This is a genomic window from Streptomyces sp. NPDC087300, assembly GCF_044744425.1.
In the GTDB taxonomy this organism is placed as follows: domain Bacteria; phylum Actinomycetota; class Actinomycetes; order Streptomycetales; family Streptomycetaceae; genus Streptomyces.
On record NZ_JBIUYI010000001.1, the window covers coordinates 112,405 to 137,214 of the forward strand.

At 73.3% G+C, this 24,810-nt stretch carries 17 protein-coding genes; 5 read left to right on the forward strand and 12 right to left on the reverse strand.

The window, feature by feature from the left end; all coding sequences use genetic code 11:
• The first annotated feature begins 158 nt into the window (after nucleotides 1-158).
• Nucleotides 159-806, forward strand: a complete 648-nt coding sequence (locus ACIO9J_RS00500) for a dihydrofolate reductase family protein (RefSeq protein WP_401990199.1) — start codon at nucleotides 159-161, stop codon at nucleotides 804-806.
• 42 nt (nucleotides 807-848) lie between these two features.
• On the opposite strand, the gene ACIO9J_RS00505 is transcribed toward ACIO9J_RS00500, so the two are convergent.
• Entirely contained in the window at nucleotides 849-2,396 is a 1,548-nt protein-coding gene (locus ACIO9J_RS00505; protein WP_401990201.1) for a DHA2 family efflux MFS transporter permease subunit, read from the reverse strand.
• Between the two features lie 120 nt (nucleotides 2,397-2,516).
• On the opposite strand from ACIO9J_RS00505, the gene ACIO9J_RS00510 reads away from it, so the two are divergent.
• Complete coding sequence (locus ACIO9J_RS00510; RefSeq protein ID WP_401990204.1) at nucleotides 2,517-3,476, forward strand: Lrp/AsnC family transcriptional regulator; 960 nt, start codon at nucleotides 2,517-2,519, stop codon at nucleotides 3,474-3,476.
• Nucleotides 3,477-3,527: 51 nt separating this feature from the next.
• Here the strand turns inward: ACIO9J_RS00510 and ACIO9J_RS00515 are convergent, their stop codons facing one another.
• The 3 genes from ACIO9J_RS00515 to ACIO9J_RS00525 form a co-directional block, all read right to left on the reverse strand.
• Nucleotides 3,528-6,464: a hypothetical protein gene (locus ACIO9J_RS00515; RefSeq protein ID WP_401990207.1), complete on the reverse strand. Its 2,937-nt coding sequence runs from the start codon at nucleotides 6,462-6,464 to the stop codon at nucleotides 3,528-3,530.
• A gap of 2 nt (nucleotides 6,465-6,466) precedes the next feature.
• Nucleotides 6,467-8,314 carry an HSP90 family protein gene (locus tag ACIO9J_RS00520; RefSeq protein WP_401990210.1) on the reverse strand — a complete coding sequence of 616 codons (1,848 nt, stop codon included), beginning with the start codon at nucleotides 8,312-8,314 and terminating at the stop codon, nucleotides 6,467-6,469.
• Nucleotides 8,315-8,478: 164 nt separating this feature from the next.
• Complete coding sequence (locus ACIO9J_RS00525) at nucleotides 8,479-9,468, reverse strand: hypothetical protein (RefSeq protein ID WP_401990213.1); 990 nt, start codon at nucleotides 9,466-9,468, stop codon at nucleotides 8,479-8,481.
• 191 nt (nucleotides 9,469-9,659) lie between these two features.
• Between ACIO9J_RS00525 and ACIO9J_RS00530 the strand changes: the two genes are divergently transcribed.
• The 3 genes from ACIO9J_RS00530 (at nucleotide 9,660) to ACIO9J_RS00540 (ending at nucleotide 11,257) form a co-directional block, all read left to right on the forward strand.
• Entirely contained in the window at nucleotides 9,660-9,953 is a 294-nt protein-coding gene (locus ACIO9J_RS00530) for an ArsR/SmtB family transcription factor (RefSeq protein WP_401990216.1), read from the forward strand.
• Nucleotides 9,950-10,336: a VOC family protein gene (locus tag ACIO9J_RS00535; RefSeq protein WP_401990218.1), complete on the forward strand. Its 387-nt coding sequence runs from the start codon at nucleotides 9,950-9,952 to the stop codon at nucleotides 10,334-10,336. The genes ACIO9J_RS00530 and ACIO9J_RS00535 overlap by 4 nt, the downstream gene beginning before the upstream one ends.
• 63 nt (nucleotides 10,337-10,399) lie before the next feature.
• Nucleotides 10,400-11,257 carry a class I SAM-dependent methyltransferase gene (locus tag ACIO9J_RS00540; RefSeq protein WP_401990221.1) on the forward strand — a complete coding sequence of 286 codons (858 nt, stop codon included), beginning with the start codon at nucleotides 10,400-10,402 and terminating at the stop codon, nucleotides 11,255-11,257.
• A 55-nt stretch (nucleotides 11,258-11,312) separates the two neighbouring features.
• Here the strand turns inward: ACIO9J_RS00540 and helR are convergent, their stop codons facing one another.
• The 8 genes from helR to ACIO9J_RS00580 form a co-directional block, all read right to left on the reverse strand.
• Nucleotides 11,313-13,484, reverse strand: coding sequence for an RNA polymerase recycling motor ATPase HelR (gene helR / locus ACIO9J_RS00545; protein WP_401990224.1), 2,172 nt, complete (start codon nucleotides 13,482-13,484; stop codon nucleotides 11,313-11,315).
• Nucleotides 13,485-13,762: 278 nt separating this feature from the next.
• On the reverse strand, nucleotides 13,763-15,889 hold the full coding sequence (locus ACIO9J_RS00550; protein WP_401990227.1) for an ATP-binding protein: 2,127 nt from the start codon (nucleotides 15,887-15,889) through the stop codon (nucleotides 13,763-13,765).
• A gap of 192 nt (nucleotides 15,890-16,081) precedes the next feature.
• On the reverse strand, nucleotides 16,082-19,330 hold the full coding sequence (locus ACIO9J_RS00555) for an amidohydrolase family protein (RefSeq protein WP_401990230.1): 3,249 nt from the start codon (nucleotides 19,328-19,330) through the stop codon (nucleotides 16,082-16,084).
• 602 nt (nucleotides 19,331-19,932) lie between these two features.
• Nucleotides 19,933-20,475 carry an SRPBCC family protein gene (locus ACIO9J_RS00560; RefSeq protein WP_401990233.1) on the reverse strand — a complete coding sequence of 181 codons (543 nt, stop codon included), beginning with the start codon at nucleotides 20,473-20,475 and terminating at the stop codon, nucleotides 19,933-19,935.
• A gap of 62 nt (nucleotides 20,476-20,537) precedes the next feature.
• A complete protein-coding gene (locus ACIO9J_RS00565; RefSeq protein WP_401990236.1) occupies nucleotides 20,538-21,656 on the reverse strand; it encodes a GNAT family N-acetyltransferase in 1,119 nt (372 codons plus the stop codon).
• Between the two features lie 239 nt (nucleotides 21,657-21,895).
• On the reverse strand, nucleotides 21,896-22,612 hold the full coding sequence (locus ACIO9J_RS00570) for a C39 family peptidase (RefSeq protein WP_401990239.1): 717 nt from the start codon (nucleotides 22,610-22,612) through the stop codon (nucleotides 21,896-21,898).
• An 85-nt stretch (nucleotides 22,613-22,697) separates the two neighbouring features.
• Entirely contained in the window at nucleotides 22,698-23,399 is a 702-nt protein-coding gene (locus ACIO9J_RS00575; RefSeq protein WP_401990242.1) for a peptidoglycan-binding protein, read from the reverse strand.
• 326 nt (nucleotides 23,400-23,725) lie between these two features.
• Nucleotides 23,726-24,718 carry an ArsR/SmtB family transcription factor gene (locus tag ACIO9J_RS00580; RefSeq protein WP_401992969.1) on the reverse strand — a complete coding sequence of 331 codons (993 nt, stop codon included), beginning with the start codon at nucleotides 24,716-24,718 and terminating at the stop codon, nucleotides 23,726-23,728.
• Nucleotides 24,719-24,810 lie beyond the last annotated feature (92 nt).

Genomic DNA, 24,810 nt, shown 5'->3' on the forward strand with positions numbered 1-24,810 from the left:
CAATCCCGGCGGCCGCCGAACGGCTCGAAAGGCTCGGTCACGGCGACCGGGCTCACCCGGGGACGCGGAACGGGTTCTCGCCGCGCCGATGAGTTCGCCCGGCCCCTGCGGTCATAGCGTTACGCCGACACTGGCGCCACCGGTACAGGAGGAAGCACGTGGCTCAGCTGCTACGAGTGCAGAATTTCAACGTCTCGCAGGACGGGTTCGGTGCGGGCGAGCACCAGAGCCTGGAGAGGCCCTTCGGTGACGCCGATCCCGGCGCCATGTTCGCCTGGGCCGGGGCGACGGCCAGCTGGCCCAACCGCACCGACCCGGGCGGCAGCCACGGTCTGGACGACTACCTCACGCGGGACTTCCGGAACAACATCGGCGCCGAGATCATGGGGCGCAACAAGTTCAGTCCGCAGCGCGGGCCTTGGCAGGACCACGAGTGGCAGGGCTGGTGGGGCGACGAACCGCCTTTCCACACACCGGTGTTCGTGATGACGCATCACCTCCGCCCGTCGTTCTCGCTGTCCGACACGACGTTCCACTTCGTGGACGACGAACCGGCCGCGGTCCTCGAAAGGGCGCGCGAGGCCGCGCAGGGCAAGGACGTCAGGCTCGGCGGCGGCGCGAGCGTCATCCGGCAGTTCCTCGACGCGGATCTGGTCGACACCCTGCATGTGGCGGTGTCCTCGACGAAGATCGGCGCCGGCTCACGGCTCTGGGAGTCTCCCGACGAGCTGCTCGACCGGTTCCACCTGGACGTGGTGCCCAGCCCGAGCGGGGCGGTGACGCACCACCTGTTCTGGCGCAAGTGACGCGTGGGCCCCGCCCGGTCGCGGGCGGGGCCCGTACGCCGGTCAGTGGGTGCCGACGCCCGCGGCGCTGTCCTCGGTGGCGGCGTCCGCACGGGCGTGGCCGGTTCCCTCGTCGCGCGGAGCTCTGGTCAACCACACGACGAGCCCGGCACCCGCCGAACACAGTGCGCCCGCGGTGAGGGCCAGGGTGTTGTGCCCGGTGGCGAAGGCCGCGTGCAGGGTGTGGTCGAGGCCGGGGCGCAGCTCGCCGGGGACCGCCGCGAGGAGGGTGTCGGCGCCGCCGCCGGAGAGGGTCTGCGCGGTGCCTGAGGCGTCGGTGACCTCGCCGTCGAGGGAGACCCTCATGGCGGAGACGGCCAGGGTGCCGAAGACGGCGACTCCGAAGGCGTACCCGAGCTGTTCGAAGGTGCTGTACGCGCCGCTCGCCATGCCCGCGCGCTCCGGCGGCACCGAGCCGAGCGCGAGGGAGGCGGCGACCTGGAAGACCAGGCCCATGCCGACCCCGCTCAGGGCGAGGCCGCCCACCAGGACGGGCCAGCCCGAGTCAGGGCGGAGGAAGCCCTCCGCACCCACGCCGAGCCCGGCGAGCAGCAGGCCGAGACAGGCGCCGACGCGCGGTGACGGCTTGGGCATCCACCGGCCGCACACCAGCGCCACCAGCGCCGCGGCCGCCGCGTGCGGCAGGACGACGAGGCCGGCGCCGATCGGCGAGAGGTGCTGGACGGACTGCAGCCACAGCGAGGTGTAGGGCAGGATCCCGTACACGGCGCCCTCCCCCACCGCGATGGTGATCATCGCCGCGGTGAACGCGGGCCTGCGGAACAGCGACAGGTCGAGCAGGGGATGCGTGCCACGGAGCTGGACGCGGACGAAGGCCGTGAACGCGGCCAGCGCGACGCCGAGCGGTACGAGCGTGGCGGCCGACGCCCACCCTTGGGCGTGCGCCTCGGTCAGAGCATGGACGAAGCCGCCCGCGCCGAGTGCGAACAACAGCACGCCGGGGACGTCCAGACGCCGTGCGGCGTCCCGCGTCCCTGGCTGGGAGCGCGGGACGTACCGGAAGGTCAGCGCCAGGGCGAGGACCGTGACGGGCACGTTGACGAAGAAGATCCACCGCCAGTCGAGGGCCTGGGTGAGCAGTCCGCCGAGGACAGGGCCCAGTGCGGAGGCGCTGGCGGCGACCGCCGCCCAGGCGCCGAAGGCGAGTCCCAGCCTGCGGCCCGTGTACAGGGTGCTGATCAGGGACAGCGTGGTGGTGAACATCGCCGCGGCGCCCAGGCCTTGTACGACGCGGGCGCCGATGAGGACCGGCATGTTCGGCGAGAGGGCGCAGGCGACGGAGGCGAGGGCGAAGACGATCAGCCCGCCGACGTACATCCGGCGCCTGCCGTGCAGATCCGCGAGCATCCCCGCGCCCAGGAGCGCGGCGGCCACGGCGAGCGCGTAGCCGTCGGCGACCCACTGGAGCTGGGACAGCGAGGATCCGAGTGAATCCGACATGGCCGGCAGCGCGACCAGAACGATGGTGACGTCCACGAGCAGCATGAACGTGCCCAGACAGATGGCGGCCAACGGCCCCCAGATACGCATGGTGTTCCCACTCTTTCGGCAGGGCGGACTCTGACCGCGCCACCATCGGGGCCGGAACCGCACGGCCCCAAGCCATACCCTGGACGGCGGAAGGATCCGGCACCGAAGGGACGTTCAGCGGTGGATCACGACAGTCTCGACGAGCTCGACCAGCGCCTGCTCCAGGCGCTTCAGCTGGACGGCCGGGCCCCCTTCAGCCGCATCGCGCGCGACCTGGACGTCTCGGAGCGCACGGTCGCCCGGCGCTTCCAGCGGATGCGGCCGCGAGGACTGCGCATCGTCGGGCAGCCCGTGGTGTCCCGCCTCGGCCTGACCCGCTGGCTGCTGCGGCTGCACTGCACGCCGGACGCGGCGGGCACCATCGCCGATGCCCTCGCCCGCAGGCCGGACACCAGCTGGGTCACCCTCGCGTCGGGCGGCACCGAGCTGTACTGCGCGCTCAACGCGCGGAACGCCGACGAGCGCAACGCGCTGCTCCTCGACCGGCTCCCGCGCACCCCACAGGTCGTCTCGGTCAGCGCCCACTGCATGATGCGGATCTTCGTCGGCGCCACCAGCACCTGGCACGCCACCCGATTCGGGCCCCACGACCTCACGCCCGCGGTGGATTCCGGCGCGGGCCAAGCCCCGCCGCTCTCCCTCGACGCCACCGACCGCGTCCTGTTCACCGAGCTCGCCAAGGACGGCCGGGCCACGCTGCCCGAACTCGCCGCGGCCACCGGCCGGTCGCCCTCCAGCGTGCAGCGCCATCTGGACCGGCTGCGCGGCGAGGGCGCCCTCGTGTTCGCCGTCGACTTCGACCCGCAGCTCCTCGGCTTCCACATGGCGACGCGGATCTGGCTGAACGTGATGCCCAAGCACCTGCGCACGGTCGGCGAGGCCCTCGCCACGCATCCGCAGATCGCCTTCGCCGCCGCGATCACGGGCGCGTCCAACCTCGTCGCCAGCGGCATCTTCCGCGGCCCCGGCGATCTCTACGACTACGTGGACCGCCACATCGGCGGGCTCCCCGGCATCCAGGGCATCGAGACCGCCCCGACGCTCCGCGAGGTCAAGCGCCTGGCACCCGCCGTGCCGTGAGCCTCGTGGGCGGTCCCTCGTGGGCGGTCCCTCGTAGGTGGTCCTCCGCTCCTAGTCGCGCAGCTGTGCCGCCAACGAGGTCAGCTCTTCCAGGAGCGCCGTGTGGCCCAGGGCGCTCAGGCGGGCGAGCGCCGCGTCCACGCGGGCCAGGGCGGCTGCGGGGCGTTCCAGGTAGAAGCCCTCCACGGCGGCCGAGAGGCGCACGCACTCCGCCCACTCCCCGGCGCGGTCCTCGTCCTCGCCAGGTTCGCCGACCAGGCCGGCCGCCTCCGCCAGGGCGACCAGGGCCTCCTCGTACCGCTCCGCGTAGGTGTAGACGCGGCCGTGCTCGTAGGCCAGGGCGGTCTCCAGGGAGCGCCCCTCGGGCTCGAAGGCGGTCGCGCGGGCCTCGTCGGCGACCCGGGCGGCGAGGGCGAGATAGGCGAGGGCCGGGTCAAGGCCGTCGGAGCCCTGCTCCTTGGCGTGCAGGCGGGCGAGTTCCCGCAGGTTGTTGCTGAGCTGCTCGGGGCGCGGGTCCCGGGCGTGCGCGGCGAGCGCCTGGTCCGCGGCCTCCCGGGCCCGGCCGAACTCGCCCGATTCGGCGAGGAGTACGGCCGTCTCCCCCGCGATCATGGCGTGGCTCCCCGGGTCGTCGGCCCAGCCTGCCGACTCGGCGGCGAGGGCGACGAACTCCGCCGTGGCCGCCTTGAGGTCCTCCCCCGCGTGCAGCGCGCGGGCCCGGGTCAGACGCAGCTGCGCGGCGAGCCGGTCGTCCAACTCCCCCGTACGGACGTCGGGTTCGGCGAGTACGGAGTCGAGCAGGGCGATGCAGTCCTCGACACGGCCCAGATCGAGGCTGAGCCGGGCGGCGTTGCTGTACGTGCAGAACGCCTCGATCCTGCTGCCACGGCGCAGGTCGAGTTCCGCGGAGCGCGTCAGGTGCCGCAGTGCCTCGTCGGGCCGGCCGAGCCGCATGCACACCTCGGCCAGGTCGCCGTGGATACGGGAGGAGTTGCGGATGTCGCCGGGCCAGTCGGCGGCGAGGCGGAGCCCCTCCGTCAGGTCGGCGTGCGCGGCCTCCGCGTCCTGGAGACCGATCCGGAGCCGGCCGCGCAGCCCGAGGGTCCGCGGCACGTGCCAGGCCGGGCCGTGGGCCGTCAGCCGCTGGAGGAGTGCGTCGGCCTCGGCGACCGCGGCGGGCAGGTCACCGGCGAGGGCGTGCGTGCTGACGCGCAGCAACAGCGCGCCGGAGAGGTGCCCCGCGAGGTCGTGCCGGGTGGCGAACGTGCGCAGCAGCTCCGCCTCGGCGAAGGCCGGTGCGACGTGTTCCTCGCTCCCCGACGTCTGGAGCCGCAGACCGCGCGCGGTCGCCCGCAGCCGCAGCAGGCGGCCTTCCTGGTGCGGGGTGAGACCGGGCGTCTCCTCGTGCAACCGGACGAGGGACGCGTGGGCCGCGGTGAGCGCGTCGACCCGGGCCTCGGGCCCGTCGGCCGCGTCCGCCGCTGCTGCCTCCACCGCGGCGAGCAGCGCGAAGGCCCGGACGATCGCCGCCTCCCCCGGCGCGTCGGCGTCGTCGTACAGGCCCGCCGCCTCCTCGTAGAGGGGCACGGCGACGGCGTGTTCGTCCTTCTCGTCCGCCCGCCTCGCCTCGTCCGCGAGCAGGTCCGCGCGCAGCCGTACGAGCGGGCCGACCTCGGGGTCGTCGGGGTGGACGTAGTCACGGGCGGCGACGAGCGCGCGCAGCCGGTCCCAGCACGCGTCCGCGTCCGGATGGCCCAGATCGTGCAACTGCCGTGCCCGGAGGATGAGTTCGGGCAACGAATCGGGCGGGGGCTCGGTCGCCCGCGTGGTGGGAGCGGCGAGCGGGGCGGCGGGCGCCACGTCGTCCAGGGTGCGGGCGCGCAGGGTCAGTTCCAGCGCGTCCAGGAGCGGGGCCCGGTCCAGACGTGTCCGGCGACGGTCCGTCAGGGCCGTCGTGCCGTTGCGCGCGTCGAAGCGGGCGGCGAGGTCGTCGGCGCGGGCCCGCACCTCGGCGCCGAGGGCGGCCGCCGTCCAGGCGCGGCCGGTGAACCCGGCGGCGGGCACATCGCCGTGGCCGAGCAGCTCGACGCGGCGCAGCAGGACCTCCACGCCGGTGAGGAAGTCGAGGAGTTCGAGCGGCGAGTCGACCTCGTCGAACAGGCTCCGGTTCTCGGCGAGCAGTTCCAGGCCGCGCGCCTCGTTGCCGGTCAGCGCGCAGAACTCCAGGTGGCGGCCGACCTCCCCGGACATCGAGGGGTTGCGCCGGCAGCCGCGATACCCGGCGAGGTGCAGCGCGCGGGCCCGTTCGGTGCGCCCGGTGCGCAGCAGGGGCAGCAGCGCGTACGACACCGAGCGGGCCGGTTCCTCCTGGCAGGACTCCTTCCCCGACAGGACGGCCTCCCAGGTGCTCAGCGCCCGTTCGTCGTCGCCCGCCGCGAGGTGGTAGCGGGCGCGCTGGCAGATCTCGCAGGCCTCGCAGTCGCTGAGCGGGGTACGGGTGCGGCCGGTCCACAACTCGTAGGCGAGCACGGTGTCCTCGCCGACGTGGGCGGCGAGCTGGTACGCCTGGCCGTAGTACGGCTGGAGGCCGAGCCCGGCCTTCTCGTACCGGTCGCGCATCTCCTGCAGCCACTGGTGCAGGCTGGTCAGCGGTATCTCGGGCAGCGCGCGCAGGGCGCCCGCCACCCACTTGAAGCGCCAGAAGAGCACGGAGCGCGTGCGCTCGTCGAAGGCGTCGGGCTGCTCGTCGAAGAGCGTGAGCAGCCGGGCGATGACGACGGGCGACTTGCGGGGCTCTGAGCCGTAGGTGTACGCCTCCTGGAGTTCCAGGAGCGCTTCGATGAGCGGGGCGGGCTCGGCGAACTGCTCGGCGGCCTCGACGAGTTCCTCGGCGGTGACGGTGCGGGGGCGGCCGTAGGGACGCCGGTCGTTCTCCCGGAGCGCCTGGTACAGCTCGTCCGTGTTCTGCGGGTGGGGTGCGGTCGGCATCGTCAGCTGTCCTTGCGGAGGGCGTGGGCGAGGAGGTCGAGGAAGGAGCGGTTGATGAGGCTCGACTCGGCGGGCCGCAGCGGACGCCGGGACAGCAGCACGGCCTGTCCGTAGAGGGCCTCGGCGCTGGTGCGCGCCAGTTCGGGTTCGTCGATGGCGACGGCGGTGCGGACCAGCGGGTTGAGCTGGTTGAGGATCAGCTGGGCGCGCGGTGCCTCCTGGCGCAGTGCGCCCAGGATGTCGCCCCACAGGCCACCTTCCTGCTCACGGGCGAGCTGGGCGCGGGAGCGCTCGTGCCGTGCCTCGCGGCTGTCGACGAGCAGGGCGGGCGCGGAGGCGGGCTGGAAGGCGCGCAGTGCCACGTCGCAGTCGAAGACGGCGAGCGCGTCGCGGGCCCGCGCGAGATAGGCGGTGGCGGCCAGCTCCGTCTCGCGGTCGACGGGGTCGAGGTGGGCGGTGAGGGTCGCCGGGTCGAGGTCGGCGACGTTGGCCTCGGGCCTGATCTCGGGCAGCCGGTGGACGAGTTCGCGGTCGTACGTGTAGCCGCCGTTGACGACGCCGAGGCCGGCGGCGGACGCGATCGCGGCGACCTGCCGGAACTCCTCGACGCTCGACGTCACGAGGACGGTGCGGTGGGTGCGCGCGAATTCGTCGAGGGTGGTGTGCCCGTCGGTGGTCTCGAACGGCAGCCAGGGCAGCAGCATCCGCAGGATCTCGTCGTCGTGCACCGCGAGGGACTTCACGGCCAGGTGGTGGGCCTGGAGGAAGCGGCCGAGCAGCTCCGGGTCGCTGGCGGCGGCCCGCGCGATCCATGCGCGCAGCCGCTCGGCGAGGGCGTCACGGACGGCGGCGAGGGTGTCGTCCTCGTACAGGGACTCACGCGACGCCGTCGGCCGCAGACTCTCGGCGTCGACGACGCAGCGGACGAAGAACGCCCACTCGGGCAGGATCGTCTCGGCCCGCTCGGACAGCAGCATGCCCTTGACGTGCACGCGATGGCCGTGGCGGCGCCCGGCGGGCACCGCATCGGGCAGCACGCACGCGATGCCCTTGAGCCCCACCGCGGACAGGTCGAGCTCGATGGTGTCCAGGGGCTTGAACCCGAAGACGTCCTCGCCGTACGCGGCGAGCGCACGCGCCCGTGCCCCCGGCGTCGGATACGTACGTGCCCAGGGGGCCGGCTCGGGATTGACCGGCGCTTCCGGCCCGCCCGAGCCGTCGTCGAAGGAGACCGGGTGGCGCAGCAGGGACCCGAAGTGCCGCGCCAGGGCGAGCACTTGACCTGACCGGGTCCACTCGCCCGCGTCGGCACGCGGTGTGAGGGTGACGGTCGTGCCGGGCCGGGGGCGGGCGGCGGCGGGCAGGGCGCGGACGGTGTAGCTGCCGTCGCCGCGCCCCCGCCACTCGACGGCGGGCGCGTCGGGCGTACGGGCGGAGCGGCTCAGGACGTGGATCTCGTCGGCGACCAGGAAGCAGGAGAGCAGTCCGATGCCGAACTGGCCGATGAAGTCGGCCCGTTGCTCGGCCACCTGCTCGGCGCGCTTGCTGCTGCGGCCGATCGTGGCGAGGAAGGCGTGCACGTCGGCCTCGGTGAGACCGACGCCGTCGTCCTCGACGCGGACCACCGCGCCGTCGGCGTACAGCCGGATGCCGAACGCGTCGGCGGGCGCGTCCGGTTCGAGGTTGCGGCGGGCGGTCAGCGCGTCCACCGCGTTCTGCAGGAGTTCGCGCAGATAGACGCGGGGGCTGGAGTAGAGGTGGTGGGAGAGGAGGTCGACGAGGCCGCGCAGATCCACCTGGAAGGTGCGGTCGGCGCCGGCCGGGGTGGCTGCGGTGTCGGGCAGAGTCATCGGGCAGTCCGGTGGTGTGAGGGACGAGGGATGGCGGGCGGGGCCGGGGGCGGGGCCCGGCGTGCGCGGATCACGGGGCGCGGGTCACGGAACTGGCGGGTCGCAGACCGCGGGCCACGGAACACGGAACACGCGGGGCGCGGGTGTCGACGTGGGCCGCGTGCTCAGCCGGCGCGGCGGTGCAGTCCCGCGAACTGCTTCTCCGGCTCCGCGAAGTACTCCCAGGGCCAGCTGGTGTAGGCGCCGTCGAGCGTCTGAACGACGCGCTGGACCGTGTGCCGCTCGTCGGCCAGCGAGAGGGCCATGGCGAAGAGGTGGAAGTCCTGCTGCCAGCCCGGCCGCCGCTGATAGGCGGGGTGGAGGATGCTGTGATCGGCCGCCTTGCGCAACTCGGCCTGGATCTGCGGCTCCTGGAGGCAGTCACCGCGGTCGGACTCGACCCACTCCTCGATGTGCGCCATGGCGATCACACAGCCGAGCCGGTGCCCTTGCGGGACGTGCGCGAGCGCGTCGCGGGCGAACGCCAGGGCCTGGCCCGGCTCGCCCGACCACCGCGGCTGGAGCCGCGACAGCCATTCGAGGTGGGTCTCCAGGTCCAGCGGGTCGCGACGCAGGGCCGCGTGGAGCCGGGCCTCGCTGACGTCGGTGCCCACCGACATGCCGCGGCCGGAGGTGAGGAGGCGGCGCCACGGCGTGACCCACTCCGGCCGCAACTCGGCGGCCTCCAGGAGCTGTTCCTCGGCGATCGTCAGGCGCTCGTAGAAGATCTGCCACTGCTCCCGCGTGACGTGCGAGGCACGGGCCGAGGTGCGGGCCTCCCAGCCCCAAGTGATGTGCCGCGCCCCGGAGATCAACAGCGCGGTGGCCCGGTGCTCCGCGTCCTCCTGGACGGCCCGCCCGATCCACTCCTGCACGCCGTCCACGTCGGCGATCTCCCCCAGGACGGCGTGGTCACGTCCCAGGTCGAAGGGGGCAAGGGCCGCCTTGACCGCCGCCCAGTCCCCCGCGGTGGCCGCCTCCACGAGCGCGAGCACCCGCGCGTCCCCGAGCGCGCGCAGCGTGTACGTCCCGTTCTTCCGCCTGCGCGGAACCGGAAGGGCGAAAGGGTCCGCCCCCGGTCTCTCCCCGCCCCTGCCGAACAGCTTGCCGAGCATGCCGCGCCCTCCCCTGGTCCGCGTGATCGTCCGGTGCAGCATAAGCGGCACCAAGGGCTCTGCTTCCACAGGGTATTCACGAGTGCTTCACAGGCCCGCCCCGACGAAGTGGCCGGATTCGTCCGGGCCGCACACCCCGCCGCGAGCCACCCGACTTGATAGGCAAGTCACCGCTTGCCTATCGTGGAGGCATGGCAGAGGATGTCTTCAAGGCCCTGGCCGACCCCACCCGCCGGCTCATCCTCGACGAGCTGGTGGACCGGGACGGCCAGACCCTGTTCGAGATATGCGCCAGGCTCGCCACCAAGCACGACCTGGGGCTGACCCGGCAGGCGATCAGCCAGCACCTGGCCGTACTGGAAGCCGCGGACCTGCTCCGCACGCGCCGCCAGGGCCGCTACAAGTTCCACGACCTGAACACCGAACCCCTCGAGCGCATCGCGACCCGGTGGATCAGGCCCCACACCCCGGAGAGCACCCCATGAAGATCCACCGGACCAGCGTCTTCGTCGACGACCAGGAGAAGGCCCTGCGCTTCTACACCGACGTGCTCGGCTTCGTGAAGAAGCACGACGTACCGCTCGGGGAGAACCGCTGGCTGACCGTGGTCTCCCCGGAGGCCCCCGACGGCACCGAACTGCTCCTCGAACCCGCGGAGCACCCCGTGGTCAGGGCCTACCGGGAGGGCCTCGCCGAGGACGGCATCCCGCTCGCCGCCTTCGCCGTCGACGACGTCCCCGCCGAGTTCGACCGGCTGCGCGCGCAGGGCGTGCGGTTCACCCAGGAGCCGCTGGCCATGGGCGGCGTCACCACCGCGGTCCTCGACGACACCTGCGGCAACCTCGTCCAGCTGCTGCACACCGCATAACGGCACGCCGCCGCAGTCACTCCCCTAGGCTCGCGCGGAACCGAAAGCGACGAAGGGAGCACCGTGAGTGACGTGCAGGGGCAGGTGCCGGACAGCACCGCGGTGCGGGTCGCGCTCTGGCGGGCGATGCACGTGCAGATCGACGCGCCTCCCCACGTGTTCCGGGACGAGGTCGGACTGCGGCTCGCGGCGCCCGACGCGGGGTGGCGGCAGCGGCCCGACATGGATCCGGGCGACACCAGCGGGTTCCGGGCGGCCATCGTGGGGCGTGCGCGGTTCATCGAGGACCTCGTCGCCGAGGAGAGCGGCCGGGGCGTCGGCCAGTACGTCGTACTGGGTGCGGGGCTCGACACGTTCGCCCAGCGCAGGCCCGACATCGCGGCCCGTTTGCGGATGTTCGAGATCGACCACCCCGACACCCAGGAGTGGAAGCGCCGGCGGCTGGTCGAGCTCGGCCTCGGGGTGCCCGACTGGCTGCGCCTGGTGCCGGTCGACTTCGAGGCGGGCGGTGACTGGTGGGCGCGGCTCGCCGAGGCCGGATTCGACCCCGGCGAGCCCGCCATCGTCGTCTGCACCGGCGTCAGCATGTACCTCACCAAGGACGCCAACGCGGCGACCCTGCGCCGGGCCGCCGGTCTCGCGCCCGGCTCGACGTTCGCCATGACGTTCCTGCTGACGCCCGCGTTCATCGCGCCGGCCGACCGCTCGGCGGTCGAGGCGTTCAGACCGCTGACGCGGGCCGAGGGGACGCCGTTCCGCAGCGCCTACAGCCCGCCCGAGATGCTGGCCCTGGCCGACGAGGCCGGGTTCGCGGACGCCAGGCACGTGCCGGGAACCGCCCTCGCCGAGCGCTATTTCAGCGGCCGGAGCGACGGTCTCTACCCGTCCACCGGGGAAGACCTCCTGGTGGCCACCACCTGACGCGCGCGGCGGCCACCAGGCGTTCCGCCCGGAGTGCGGGCGGAACAGCGGCGGGTCATGAGCTCGTGAGGACGACCAGGCGCTGCGTCGCGCGGGTCATCGCGACGTAGCGGTCGACCGCCCCCTCGATGCCCTCGCCGAACTCCTCCGGGTCGACGAGGACGACCAGGTCGAACTCGAGGCCCTTCGTCAGCTCCGGCGGCAGCGACCTGACCCGGGGCGTCGCCCGGAACGAGGGGTCACCGATCACGCAGGCGATCCCGTCGTCGTGCGCGGCCAGCCAGCTCTCCAGGACCGCGTCGCGCTCCGCGAGGGACCCGTGCACGACCGGGATGCCGCTGCTGCGGATCGACGTCGGCACGTTGGCGTCCGGGAGCACGGCGCGGATGGCCGGCTCGGCCTCCGCCATGACCTCTTCGGGCGTGCGGTAGTTGATGCTCAGGGACGCCATCTCGACCCGGTCGAGCCCGACCCGCTCCAGACGTTCCCGCCACGACTCGGTGAAGCCGTGCCTGGCCTGCGCCCGGTCCCCGACGATCGTGAAGCTCCGGGACGGGCAGCGCAGCAGCAGCATCTGCCACTCCGCGTCGGTCAGTTCCTGCGCCTCGTCCACCACGATGTGCGCGAAGGGGCCCGCGAGCAGGTCCGGGTCGGCGGGCGGCAGCTCCGACTCGTCCACCAGGCTGACCCGCGCGTCCTGGCCGCGCAGCATCCGCACCAGGCCCTCGCCCTCGTCCCCGTCGGCGCCGGAGGCGGACGCCGCCTCGATCAGGTTGTCGACGACCTGCGCCATCCGCTCGCGCTGCGCCTCCAGGACGGCCGCCTGGCGCCGCTTGCGCCGGGCCGCCTCCGGGTCGCCGAGCCGCTGCCGTGCCGCGTCCAGGAGCGGCAGATCGGACACCGTCCACGCCTGCGGCGCGTCCTTGCGCCCCAGCTTGCGCACCTCGTCCCGGTCGAGCCAGGGCGCGCACATCCGCAGATAGGCGGGGACCGTCCACAGGTCGGAGACCAGGTCGGCGGCTTCCAGCAGCGGCCATGCGCGGTGCAGCTCCGTGACGAGCTCCTCGTCGTGCCGCAACGATCTCTCGAACAGCTCGGCGGGGACGTCGTCGTCGACCTTGTCCAGGAGGATCGCGACCAGCTCCTCCCAGACCTGCTCGCGGCCCTCGTTGTGCGGGGTGCCCGGCCCCGGCGCGTCGAACGCCTCGGCCCAGTCCTCTGCGGTCAGGCGGATGTCGGCCCAGTCGGTCGAGACCGTCATGCCCTTGGCCGGCGGCTCCTCGTAGAACCTGACGGCCTTCTCGATCGCCCGCACCATGCGTGCGTCGGACTTCAGCCGCGCCACCTCCGGGTCGGTCTCCTCCACCGCCGCGGCGCCCTCGGCGACGAGGTCCCGCACGGTGCAGGTCTGCACGCCCTCCTCACCGAGGCTGGGCAGGACGTCCTCGACGTACGACAGGTAGGGCTGGTGCGGGCCGACGAAGAGCACGCCACCGCGCCGGTGGCCCAGGCGCGGGTCGGAGTACAGCAGGTGGGCCGTGCGGTGCAGGGCGACGACGGTCTTGCCCGTGCCGGGACCGCCGTCGACGACGAGCGCGCCGCGCGATCCGGCGCGGATGATCGCGTCCTGGTCGGCCTGGATGGTGCCGAGCACGTCCCGCATCCGGTCCGAGCGGTTGCTGCCGAGGCTGGCGATGAACGCGGACTGGTCGTCGAGCGCCGCATGGCCCTCAAGGCCCTCGGCGGTGAACACCTCGTCCCAGTAGTCGCGGATCCGGCCGTTGGTCCAGCGGTACCTGCGGCGGCTGACGAGTCCCATCGGGCTGGCGTGGGTCGCCGCGAAGAACGGCTCGGCCGCGGGCGAGCGCCAGTCGATCAGGAGGCGGCGCCCGGTGCTGTCGGTGAGGCCGAGCCGTCCGATGTAGACGGGCTCGGGGTCGTCCTCGCCGACGAAGTGGCCGAGGCAGAGGTCGAGGCCGAAGCGGCGCAGGGCGCGCAGCCGCCCGGTCAGGCGGTGGATCTCCGTGTCCCGGTCCATCGCCGCGCGGCCGGTGCCGCCGGGCGCCCTGCGCACGGTCTCCAGGGCGTCGGACACCTCGGCGATCGTCTGCTCCAGGCTCTCCGCCACGGCCGCGAAGTGCCGCTCGTCGGCTTCGACGAGCTTCGGGTCGACCTTGGCCGCCAGGTGGTCGGGAAGGTCGAACGCGCTGGTGCTGAGGGGGGTCATGGAATCAGCTCCGATCCGAGGTCGTACCCGCGAAGTCCGGCGTCGCGCACGCCCCGAAGACCGACAAAAACACATGCACTGAATGAATCTCCCATTTCCGCAAGTTCTGGCCTCGGCGAGAGATTGTGCGGCATCACGGGGGCCTTGCCGCAAGCCCCCCTGTGCGCTATAAGTTGAGAGTGGAAAGGAGTGGGTACTCCTCCTTGCCCCTTCCCCCTTGATCGTTTCCCTGTGCTTTCCGCTTCTTTCCGGATTCTTTCCGGATTCTTTCCGGACGGTCAGTCGTCGTCGCCGGGCGCCCCGTGGGAGTCGTCTCCGAGGGCCAGCGCGAGACCCGTTCCCGTGTCCGTCTCGCCCCGGCGCAGGGCCCGTGCGTACGCCTTCGATCCGATGCCCTCGCGGGCCAGCTGTTCCGTGCGGGCGCGCAACGGCGCCAACTCCGGTGTGCCGCGCTGGGGATGGCCGACGTTGCGCCAGTACGCGTGCCCCGTGCCGGAGAGCAGCGCGGCCTGCTCGGCCCGGCCCTGCGCGGCCGACGCGGCGGCGAGCAGGTCGAGGCCGAGGGCGATGCCGAAGCTGTCGCCGATGCGCTGCTTGCCGAGGAGCATGGCACGGGCGTGGTCGGCCGCCTCGCGGGGCCGGTCCTGGAAGAGCGCGATCAGGGACAGCTGGTAGTCCAGATAGGACCGGGTCCAGTGCTCGTCGAGCCGCTCACAGACCGCGCGCAGCTCGCGCGCCGACTCCATCGCCTCGTCCAGGGCCCCGAGCGCGGTGAGCGCGAAGACGACGACCAGGCGGCAGCGGAGCCGGGAGGCCGAGGTGAAGTCCTCGCCGGGCACCTCCTCCAGCGCGCGCAGCGCGAGGGCGCGGGCGACGAGGGGGCGGCCGGTGAGCAGATACGTGATGCCCCGCAGATAGCCGGCGGCCAGCACGCCCTGTCCGTCGCCGTCGCGGGCGGCCTCGCGCGCGCAGTTCTCGCCGAGCCGCTCGGCGGTCTCGTGCTGGCCCTGGAGGAGCGCGGCGACGCCGAGCGCCAGTTGGGCGCGGGTGTGGACGGGGCCCGGCTCGTGGTGGAGGGCGAGGCCGCGCTCCAAGTAGGAGCGGGCCTCGTGCAGATGGCCGCAGCAACTCCAGAAGAACGCCACGCGGCTGACCAGTTCGAGGCCCTCGGTGGGGTCGCGGTCGAAGAGGTGGTGCAGCGCCGCGCACAGGTCGGCGTGGGCCTCGGCGACGCGCCGGTACCAGTGCGTCTGGCGGGGGCCGAGCCACTCGGTGTCGGCGCGGCGCGCGAGGTTGAGGAAGCACTCCGCGTGCCGGTCGGCGAGGAGGTCCTCCTCGCCCAGCTCCGCCAGCCACATGCGGCCGTACTCCTTGAGGGTGTCGAGCATGTGGTAGCGGGCCCCGTCCCTGCCGACCACCGACTGGCGGACCAGACCGGCGAGCGCCCAGGTGACGCCGCGGCGCGTCAACGGCCCGCCCGCGCCGACCGCTTGGGCGATGCCGAGGTCGAACGGGCCCCGCAGCACCGAGAGCCGAGCCCACAGCAGCCGCTCCCCCGGCGTGCACAGTTCGTGGCTCCAGCCGATCGTCGTGCGCAGGCTCTGGTGCCGGGGCGGCCGCACCCGCGGGGCGCCGGTGAGCTCGGCGAGCCGGGAGCCGAGCCCTTCGGCGAGGCTGCGCACGCTGCGGTGGCGCAGTTGTCCGCCCGCCAGTTCCAGGGCGAGCGGAATGCCTTCGAGGCGTTCGCACACCTCGGCGGCGTCGGCCGCCCAGTCCGGCGATTCGAGGGTCTGCCGGGGGACGAAGCGGGCCGCCCGGTCGGTGAACAGGCGCAGTGCGTCGGAGTGTTCGGCGATGCGGGCCTCGTCGGCCGCGGCCCCGGCCGCCGCCGGGCCCTCGGGTGGCGGCCCCTCGTGCGGCGGCTGTCCGATTGGCAGGGGCCCCACGTCGAGGACGCGCTCCGTGGACAGGAGCAGCGGCTGCCTGCTGGTCGCGAGGACGGTCAGGCCGGGGGCCGCGGCGAGCAGCTCGCCGATCAGCCCGCGGCACTGGTCGGTCAGGTGCTCGCAGGAGTCGAGGACGAGGAGCAGTTGCTTGGCGCGCAGCCAGGACCGCAGCGCGTCCACCGGCATGCGGGGGGTGTGGTCGGCGAGGCCCACGGCATCGCACACCGTCGCGGTCAGTAGGTGGTCGTCCATGAGCGGGGACAGGTCGGCCCAGCACACGCCGTCGCGGTACTCGCCCCCGGCCCGCAGGGCGCCCCGGACGGCGAGGCGGGTCTTGCCGACGCCGCCCATGCCCGTCAGGGTCACGAGGCGGTGCGCGGCGAGCGACTCGCTCAGCCGTCGCAGGTCCGCCTCGCGCCCCACGAAACTGGTCTTCTCCTCAGGAACCTTTCCTTCCATGGGCAGCAGTCTGGTGCACCGGCGGGAGCGTCGGCGCGGGCGGCCGGGAAGCCGCCTGGTGTACGGGAGGCTCCGTATTGACGGTGGGCGGCGCGAAGTTGACGCAGGCCACGTAGTCGTTCACCGCCAGCGCTCGTCCTCGCCCAACGGCAGCGCTCGACGTCGCTCGACGGCACCGCTCGACGTCACCCGTCAGCAGCACCCGTCCTTGCGCATCTGGACGCCGACCTCCAGCCAGTCGTCCCGCCCGGCCGCGCCGCCGGGTGTCGCGTCGCGCCGTCGGGTCATGTGCCTGGCGGCCGGTTCGTACGCCGCCACCAACTCCTTGGTGGTGTACGGCGTTCCGCCACGCAGCACGGCGACCGTCCGCACCATGGTGCTGAAGTCCGTGAACGGGTCGCCGTCGACCACGGTGAGGTCGGCGAGCTTGCCGGGTTCCACGGTGCCGAGGTCCCGTTCGACGCCGAACAGCCGGGCGGGGAGCACGGTCGCGGTGCGCAGGGTCTGCGCCGGGCTCAGACCGCCGCGGTGCAGGGCGCGCAGCCCCAGGTGGAGGGCTAGGCCGACCGCGACGATGGGTTGGTCGGTGCCGAGCGCCACCAGGCCGCCCGCCGCGAGGACCCTGCGGTAGATGTCGGTCTCCGTGCGCAGGGTGCTCAACTGGGCCTGCGTGGGCGGCACCTGCGCCGCCTTCCGCACGGTCTCGGCGTCCCAGGGCGCCATGACGGCGGTGACCCTCGGGTCCTCGGCGAGGCCGGGGTCGGCGCCGATGAGCGGGGCGGAGGTGAACGGCGTGGCGATCAGGGAGAAGTGCGCGCCGGCCGCGCTGTAGATCTCCACGACGTCCTCGTAGGCCCGGCCCGACGCGGTGATCGCGTGGCCGAACTCGGCGCGCTGGGTGGCCTGGAGATGGCTCGTCACGTCCTGGCCCAGCTGGATGCCCGGCGAGAGCAGGTGGCCGCCGGTGCGCACGCCGAGCCGCTCGTGTGCGAACCGGGCGGCGTCCGCCATGATCCAGCCCGGTGCCCGTACGTAGGTCTTGACGAAGTCCCAGTCGAGGGCGGCGGCCCGGTCCAGGGAGCGGCGCAGGCCCGCGCGGGTGGTGTGCGCGCGGCCCATGCTGTACGCGACCCGGGCGCCGTCGAGGAGTTCCCCCGTGGTGAACAGCCGTGGCCCGGCGAGCTGCCCGGCCGCGACCGCCTCGCGGATGCGGGCCTGTTCGTGGGCGAAACCGCCGAGGGAGACCGCCGTGGTGATGCCGTAGGTCAGCTGTCCCACGGTCTGGCGCCCGCCGTAGGTGGACTGCCAGGGGTGGGTGTGGGTGTCCCAGAGGCCGGGCACGACGGTGCGGTCCGAAGCGTCGACGCGGTGTTTCGCGGCCGCGTGGCGGGCGGCCCTGTGGGGTTCGACGGCGCTGACGCGTCCTGCGTGGATCACGATGTCGACGTCGTCGCGCACGGCCTCCCCGGTGCCGTCCCAGAGCCGTCCCGCGTGCACGACCGTGTCGGCGGGTGCGGGCCTGCGCGCGTCCAGCGGGACACGGACGGTGCGGGCGTCGCCGCCGTCGACGCCGATCAGGCGCAGCCGGGTGCCCGAGAGGTAGAGGAGGGTCTTGGAGTCCCCTGACCAGGAGGGGTGGTCGGCCGCCTCGTGGGTGAGCGTGCGCAGGGCGCCGCGCGGGGTGCCGTCGGGTGCCACGGGCAGCAGGCAGAGCGCGGACTCGACGATGACCGCGAGCCATCGGCCGTCCGGTGACCAGACGGGCCCGGAGGCGTACCGGTCGGAGATCGAGGTGTGGGGTGCGACGGCGTGCAGCCGATCGGCGCCCGAGGTGGCGTCGACGACGCGGATGAGGTTGTAGCCCTCGCGGAAGCGCAGGTTGAGCCGGTTGCGGTCGCAGAGCGCGATGTGGCGTCCGTCGGGCGACCAGCTGGGTCTGCCGGGCAGGCCTCCGCCGCCCAGCGGGGTCACCAGGACGCGCTCGGTGCCCGCGGCCAGGTCGCGTACGACGAGTGCGCCGGTCAGGTCGAGGCAGGCGAGCCGCTTGCCGTCGGGCGAGAGCGCGGGGTGCACGCGGCCGCCCGTGGCGAGCGCGGTCTCCTCGCCGGTGGAGAGGTCGTGGCTGCGTACGCCCAGCAGTCCGTCGCGGTCGTCGGCGTAGACGAGCGATTTGCCGTCGCGGGACCAGGCGGGGCCGAGGAGGTACTGGGTGGCGCTCGCCTTGCGCAGCCGCCGGGGCGGCTTGCCGCCCGAAGTGGAGGCCAGCCAGAGCGAGTTGAGGGCCGCGAAGGCGATCTGCCGCCCGTCGGGCGAGAGGGCGGGCAGATGGATGCCGCGCACGGGGCGCGCACGGCCCTCGCCCAGGTCGTACTCCTTGACGCGGTAGCGGGGGCGGTCCACGGGGAGGGTGCCGTCGAACGCGATGGCCTCCGTGGTCTTCGGCGCGTCCGGGCGTACGAGGGTGAAGCGGCCGTCCACGGTGAGGAGCAGCCGTCCGTCCGGCGCCCAGCGCGGGGGCACGGGCGCGACGTCGCCTTCGACGGCGACGGGCTCGCCGTCCACGACCAGGGTGCAGGAGCCGCTCGGGGACGCGGTGGTGCGCAGATGGGCGAGGCGGCCGCCGCCCGCCTTCCCCACCTTGGCGCCTCCCCCACCTGCGGAGAGGGCCGGGGTCATCACCTGCGCGGTGCCGGTTTCGGTGTGGACGACGGTGACGGGGCCCGTGCCCGTGGCGTCGACCGCGGCGATGGTGCGGGCGTCGAGGCCGGTGCCCTGGGGCGTGGTGACCGGCGTCCCCCGGACGAACAGGATCCGCTTCCCGTCGGGCGACCAGGTGGGGTCGAAGTCCTCCCACGCGCCGTCCTGGAGCGGCCCCTGCTGCCCGGGAAGGCCGGTGATCCGGGTGAGCCTGCCGCTGTCGAGGTCCAGGACGTGGATCCGGTACGGACTGCCCGCGACCGGGTCGCCGCCCCGCTCGGAGGCGAAGGCGATGCGCGTGCCGTCGGGCGACCAGGCGGGGCCCCGGTCGTCCCAGGGCCCTTCGGTGCGTTGTCGCAACCGCGTGCCGTCCGGCCGTACGGTCCAGATGTGGAAGCCGCCGCCCTGGTAGGCGCAGAAGGCCACCAGTACGCCGTCCGGGGCGTGCACGGGCCGGTTCGGTTCGAGGCCCGCGGGGGTGATCGGCACGGCTTCACCACCGGCGCGCGGCAGTGACCAGAGCGTGGCCTGCACCTCCGCGACGAGACGGTCCCCGGCGGGCGCGAGCGTCGCCGCCGCGTTGGTGCCCCGGGTGAAGGAGAGGGCGACTTCGGTGTCCGGCCTGGCGAGGGCAGGGGTGGCGCCCAGCGTGGTGATCGCTCCCGCGGCGCCGGTGGCGCCCGCGGCGAGGAGAAGTTGACGACGGGACAGGGGCAACGCGGCATGGTTCCGCTCACAGTCCATGACAGAGCACACTCGCGCATCGCCCGCGCCAGGGGCAACACCGTGGGGGCGACGGCGCGCCACTCCTCGGCCAGGGCCAGGACACCGCCGCATCTCGGCCATCGCGAGCCCCTACCCGGCCGCCGCCCAGGGCCGAGGAAGGCGTACGCCCGACGGCCCCGCCCCTCCTACGCCACGGATGCCAGGCCGCGTGAGGCGCGTCGACGCGACCCTCAACACCCCTGTGCGCGCCGGGAGTCAGGCCACTTCCGCCACCCGGAACCTGTCCACAATCCTCCGGATTAGTCATGGACAGGCCCCCCTGCCGCTGCCATCGTGAAGGCACAGGAACGGGAGGACGGATCAGCCGTTCTTCCCGTCCCGGCCCACGACTCCCACCCCGTGCGGACCACAGCAGGCTCCCGTGGGCAGCACCAACCGTCAGGGCGGCCACCGCGGGAGACACCGGCCGTCCGGCCCCCGCCGGGAGCTGGCCGGCGAGGGGGTGGCGGGCTCCCTGGCGCGCCCCTCCCACCAGGTGAGCCACCTCCCCCTCGCCGGATTCCGCGCGGAACGCGTCGGGATTCGCATGGACGACCCCACCTCGTTCGGCGCACGCCGGTTCAGGAGCGGCTCCCGTCCTCCAGGTCCTTCTTGAGGTTGCCCAGGGTCCGGTCGATGTTGCCGACCTGGAAGGCCGCGAAGGTGTGTCCGCCGGTGGCGATCCGGTCGAAGGCGTTGGCCACGAAGGTGGGCCAGCGGCGCCGGTCGTCCGTCCAGGTCTCGGTCACCCGCGTCGCACCCGCTCCCCCGGACTCCGCCCCTGCCCCCTCGGCAGCCGCCTCCTCGAATCGGTACTCCCAGGTGGCGATGGGTGCGCGCAGGCGGGGCCGCTTCAGCCCGATGGCGTGCACGCGGAACGCGAAACTCCGGCCCGGATCGGACGCGGTGACCGTGCAGCGCGTGGTCCAGCGGAACGCCCCGCGCTTGTTGTGCCCCTCGAAGACCAGGCCGACGCGGGCCGGTCCGTCCGCCCCCGCGACGGTCGCGCCCAGGTTCTCCGGGCTCCATCTGCCCATCCGGGCGGGGCGGCTGACCTGTTCGTACACGGCCGAAGGCGACGCCTGGACCACGATGCTGCGGGATACGGTGAACGTACGGGTCATGGAATGCTCCGTTCCTCGGAGGCCATGACCCTACCCGCCGGTAAGGTTCGCGGGAAGTCCGCTCAGTGCTCGTGCCCGGCGGTGCTCCCTGAGCCGGGACCGGTCGACGTACGGAGATTGCCCACCGTCTTCAGGAGGCGATCGGCCCGCTCGCGCAGCGCGGGATGGGCCAGGACGGTGTTGCGCAGTCCGCGCACGGGTCTGCGCCACATTCTGTGCGCGGCCGCCACCGGGTGGGGCCGGGTCGCGAAGCCCTCGCCCACGCGCAGTTCGCGGGTCTTGAGCCAGTCCTTGTACTCCTTTTCGCCGCGCCCCATGTCCATCACGCGCACCCCGTCCCTGCCCGCGGCCTCCGCCATCCGCAGGTGCATCATCAGACCGGGCGAGTAGTAGCTCAGCTCGGGGTCGTACGCGGTGAACCAGGCCGCGAAGACCGTGCGCGAGGTCGGCCCGAAATGTGCGGCGACCGGGCGGTCCCCCGCGTACACCACCGAGAGGACACCCGTGAAGTGCTCCTCCCTGACCTGGAAGAGGTCGTCCACCAGGTCGACTATCCACGGCTTGGCGAACCGGTCCATCCGCCCCGTCCTGCGGTACTGGGCGGACTTCCAGCGCATGAGGGTGCGCAGCGCCTTCGGGTCCCGCTCGTCGTAGACGAACCGCACCTCACCGTGGTCGCGGCCGAGGCGGCGTTCCTTCTTCAGGGTCGTCTTGGCGAGGCCCGGGTAGGCGCCGCGCAGCCACTCCGGATAGCTCTCCTCGCCGACCTTGAGGTCGAGCACCGGCGAGGCGAAGGTGCCGGTGACGGAACCGGCGAACGGCTGCTGCTCCTCGACCAGATGGTCGAACTCGAAGACCGAGAGTCCACAGGAGCGCAACAGTTCCCCGGTGTCCCAGATGACCCCCGGGCGGTGCACGAGCGCCTGGCAGTCGGAGAGGCCGAGCGCTATGGCCCTGCCGACGCCGAAGGAGTTGCGCTCGAACGGGAGGAAGCCGACCGGCTCGCCGTTCTCGTGCAGGACCGCCACCCGGGCCCCGCCGCGGTGCCTGGCCACACCGGCCGCGAACTCCGGTGCCAGGAACGGGTTGGCGTACACCGGAGACATGTCCATCGTGCGGTGCCAGGCGAGGCGGAGCGCGGGGCTCAGTCCGTCGGCTCCGTGCAGCGTGATGTCGTCCATGTCAGCTCGGCCACCTCTCCGCGGACTCGCCGTGGCACGCGCCAGACGTTCCCACCGTGGCGCGGAACGGTGCCGCGAATGGCTCGAAGCTCTCTGGTCGCACGGGCGATCACTCCCCCCAATGACGCGTCGGCGATGCTCAAAGGTCGCCAAACCGTACACATGTGTCAAGAGGGTTGAGGGGCCGTGCGCGGTTCCCCGATCCGCACCACTCACGGCCCCCCGACGTTCCGTGCGGCTCAGGCCGCGTAGCCCTTCGGCGGGATCAGGCTCGCGAGTTGGTCGAAGGAGAGCCAGTAGATCTGGTTGCCGCCGAAGGAGGCGGGGTCGGCGATGAGGACCGTCCCATTGGCGTCGTCGTAGCCGATCACCGTGAAGTAGTGGTAGATCGTCTGGTCCGAGGGGTAGCCAGGCGGCTGATTGCCGGGCGGGGCGACGATGTTGGCGACGATCGGGTAGTTGTTGTCGATGTCCAGGACGATGTCGCGCCACAGCAGGTCCTTCTGGGCCTGGGTGGGCGGATCGTTCGGCATCTCCTTGGTCTCGTACCAGCCGGTGCCGAGGTTGGCATTGAGGACGCCGGTCACCTGGCTGATGTGATCGGTGCCCGCCTCGGTGGTGCCGAGCTGCGCGGCGAGGGCGCCCTGTCCCGGCGGGGCGACGCGGGCGGACAGCGCGATGCGGGTGGCGGCGGGGCCGCACCAGTAGCCCGTCTCCTGTACCTGGTAGTCGACCTGGAGGGTGTGGGCGCTCCTGGTCCGCGCCCCGTCGACGCGCAGCCGGGTGCCCTGCTCGTTGTGCCCGCTGACGACCGCGGTCCCCGCCTCGGAACCGTGGTCGAGCACCGACACCGCGGCACGGGGCGCGGGGTCGGTCCCGGCGTGGGCGGCGGCCGGGGTGACGAGGGCGCCTACGGCGGCCGCGGCGATCGCCGTGGAGAGAAGTCTCTTGCGCATACGGGCTCCTGGAGTGAGGGGTGCTCGACAAGTACGCGGGGTCTACGGGTCGTACGTGACTGAAGGGGGCCGGCGCGTGGGCCGCTCAGGGAATGGGCGGGACCGACGGGCCCTCCTGGGCGAGCAGGTCCCGGGCGAACTGCTCCCACTGCGCGTAGCGGTCCGGGTAGGCGGAGACCTGGACCGCCTGGCAGACCTCGCCGGGCGGCATCGTCTGCCAGCCGTCGATCTGGATCAGGCCCGGATTGCTGCCGAAGGGGGCCACTCCGTAGAAGGACTTGGACGAGGTGGGCACGTCGGTGATCTGCTCGGGCGTGCCCCATCCGGTACTGGGGCGCTGCTGGAAGATGCCGAGCGAGTCGTGGTCCACCGGGGTCAGGTAGTTGACGAACTTCGACTCCTGCATGGCGGTCATCAGCGCGATGACCTGGCCCTGCTCGGGGATCTGGGCGCCCTTGCCGACACCGATGACGGTGCGGGCGTTGGCGAGTTCCTCCGGGCCGAGGTCGGCGGCGGTCCGGAAGGTCCTGTGCAGCTCGGCGTCGGAGGCCGCCCGCAGCGCTCTCGCGGTCGCGCGGTCGACGGAGCCGGTGCTCGGCAGCCCGTGCCGGGCCTGGAACCGTTCCAGGCCGTGCCCGGCGGCCGCCGGAGAGGTCGCGGCGGTGCCGTCGGGCGAGGGCGTGGCCGCGTGGGCCGCGCCCGGCGCGCCGAACAGCGCGCCGACGGCGGCCAAAGTGACGGCAACGACCGCCGGGCGTACGGGGGTTCGGGGACGGTTGGTGCGCATCGCCACTCCTTCGTCGGATCGTCGATGCGTCCCCGGCCCGCTCGTGGGACCGCGCACGGCCCGGTCGCCCGGTCCGGCCGGCGGAGCGCGCCGGGACAGCGGACCGGCGGGGCACAGTCGGACCGGGCGCGCCGGAACCGCCAGGTGCGCGCGCCAACCGCGCGCCTGGTTCTGGCTGTTGATACACGAACGGTGGGGGACGCGTGTGTCACAGCCCGGTCAGCCTCCTTGCATGCTCATGCCATACGCAACCGGCGAAAGCCCAGGCTTACGGCCGCGGCACCGCCCTCGTGCCCCCTGGCGCACCCTTGCGCGCTCTTGTGCGGCTAGCCGCCGTCCCCGCGGTCACAGCTGCGCAGCAGCGCGCGCCCCTCCGCGGTGGCGACGTGCAGGGAACGGCCCGCCCTGCGCACCGTGGTCACCAGACCCGCCGCGCGCAGCACCTTCATGTGCTGGCTGACCGCGGGATGGGTCACGTCGAGACGACGGGCGAGATCGACCGTGCTCGCCCCGGTGCGGACCGCCCTGAGGACGGCGGCGCGGGTGTGCCCGACGAGCGCGCCGAGCGCGCCGTCGTGCGGGCGGCCGCCGGTCGCCGCGCGCGTCCAGTCCATGTCGTGGTCGATGGGATACACCAGCACGGGCGGCAGTTCCGCGTCGGCGAGCGTGATGGGTGTGGGCCAGCAGAAGAACGAGGGCTGGAGGGTGAGCCCGCGCCCGTCCAGGCGCAGCTCGTGTTCCACCGGGTAGTCGACCTCGAGGACCGGTGCGCGCCAGCGGAACTGGGGCCCGAGACCGGCCAGCAGGCCCTCCGTGCCGCCCTCCAGGAGGCTGTGGGCACGCAGCACCCGGTCGGCGTCCACGTGGGCGTGCACGCGGCGCCAGAACGGCGCGAGCGCCTCCAGGTGATACGTCTGGAGCGCCCGGCCGAGCTGCTTCAGCGTGGCGCCGTCACCGCCCGCGAGCGACTCGGTCCAGCCGGGCAGTCGGCGCGAGGCGGCCACCCGTCGCAGATCGGCGCGGAGCCGCGGCCGGGGCGTACGCACCAGCGCGTCCACCGCGGACTCCAGCGTCGCGCTCTCCCCGAGCGACGGGGTGAGGAAGTCCGGCGAGTTGCCGTGCGGCGGCAGCAGGGGCGAGAGGAGCCGGGAACTCTCCGAGAGGCGCGGCCCCGCCCAGCGGCGCCACTCGCCGAACTCCCTTGCCCCGTCGCGCCGTTGCAGCGTCTGCACGCTGTTGCTGATCTCCCACAGGTGGTCGGGACCCGACGCGATGCGTACCCGTGTCAGATCCTCGGACGTGAAGTGCACCCGAAGCATGATCTGCCGCTCCCCCGTGCCCGCGCTCGCCGCCATGGCGGCCGCGGTCCTTCGCCGCGACGGGTCCCAGGCGATCGCCGTGGAGCGGGTGC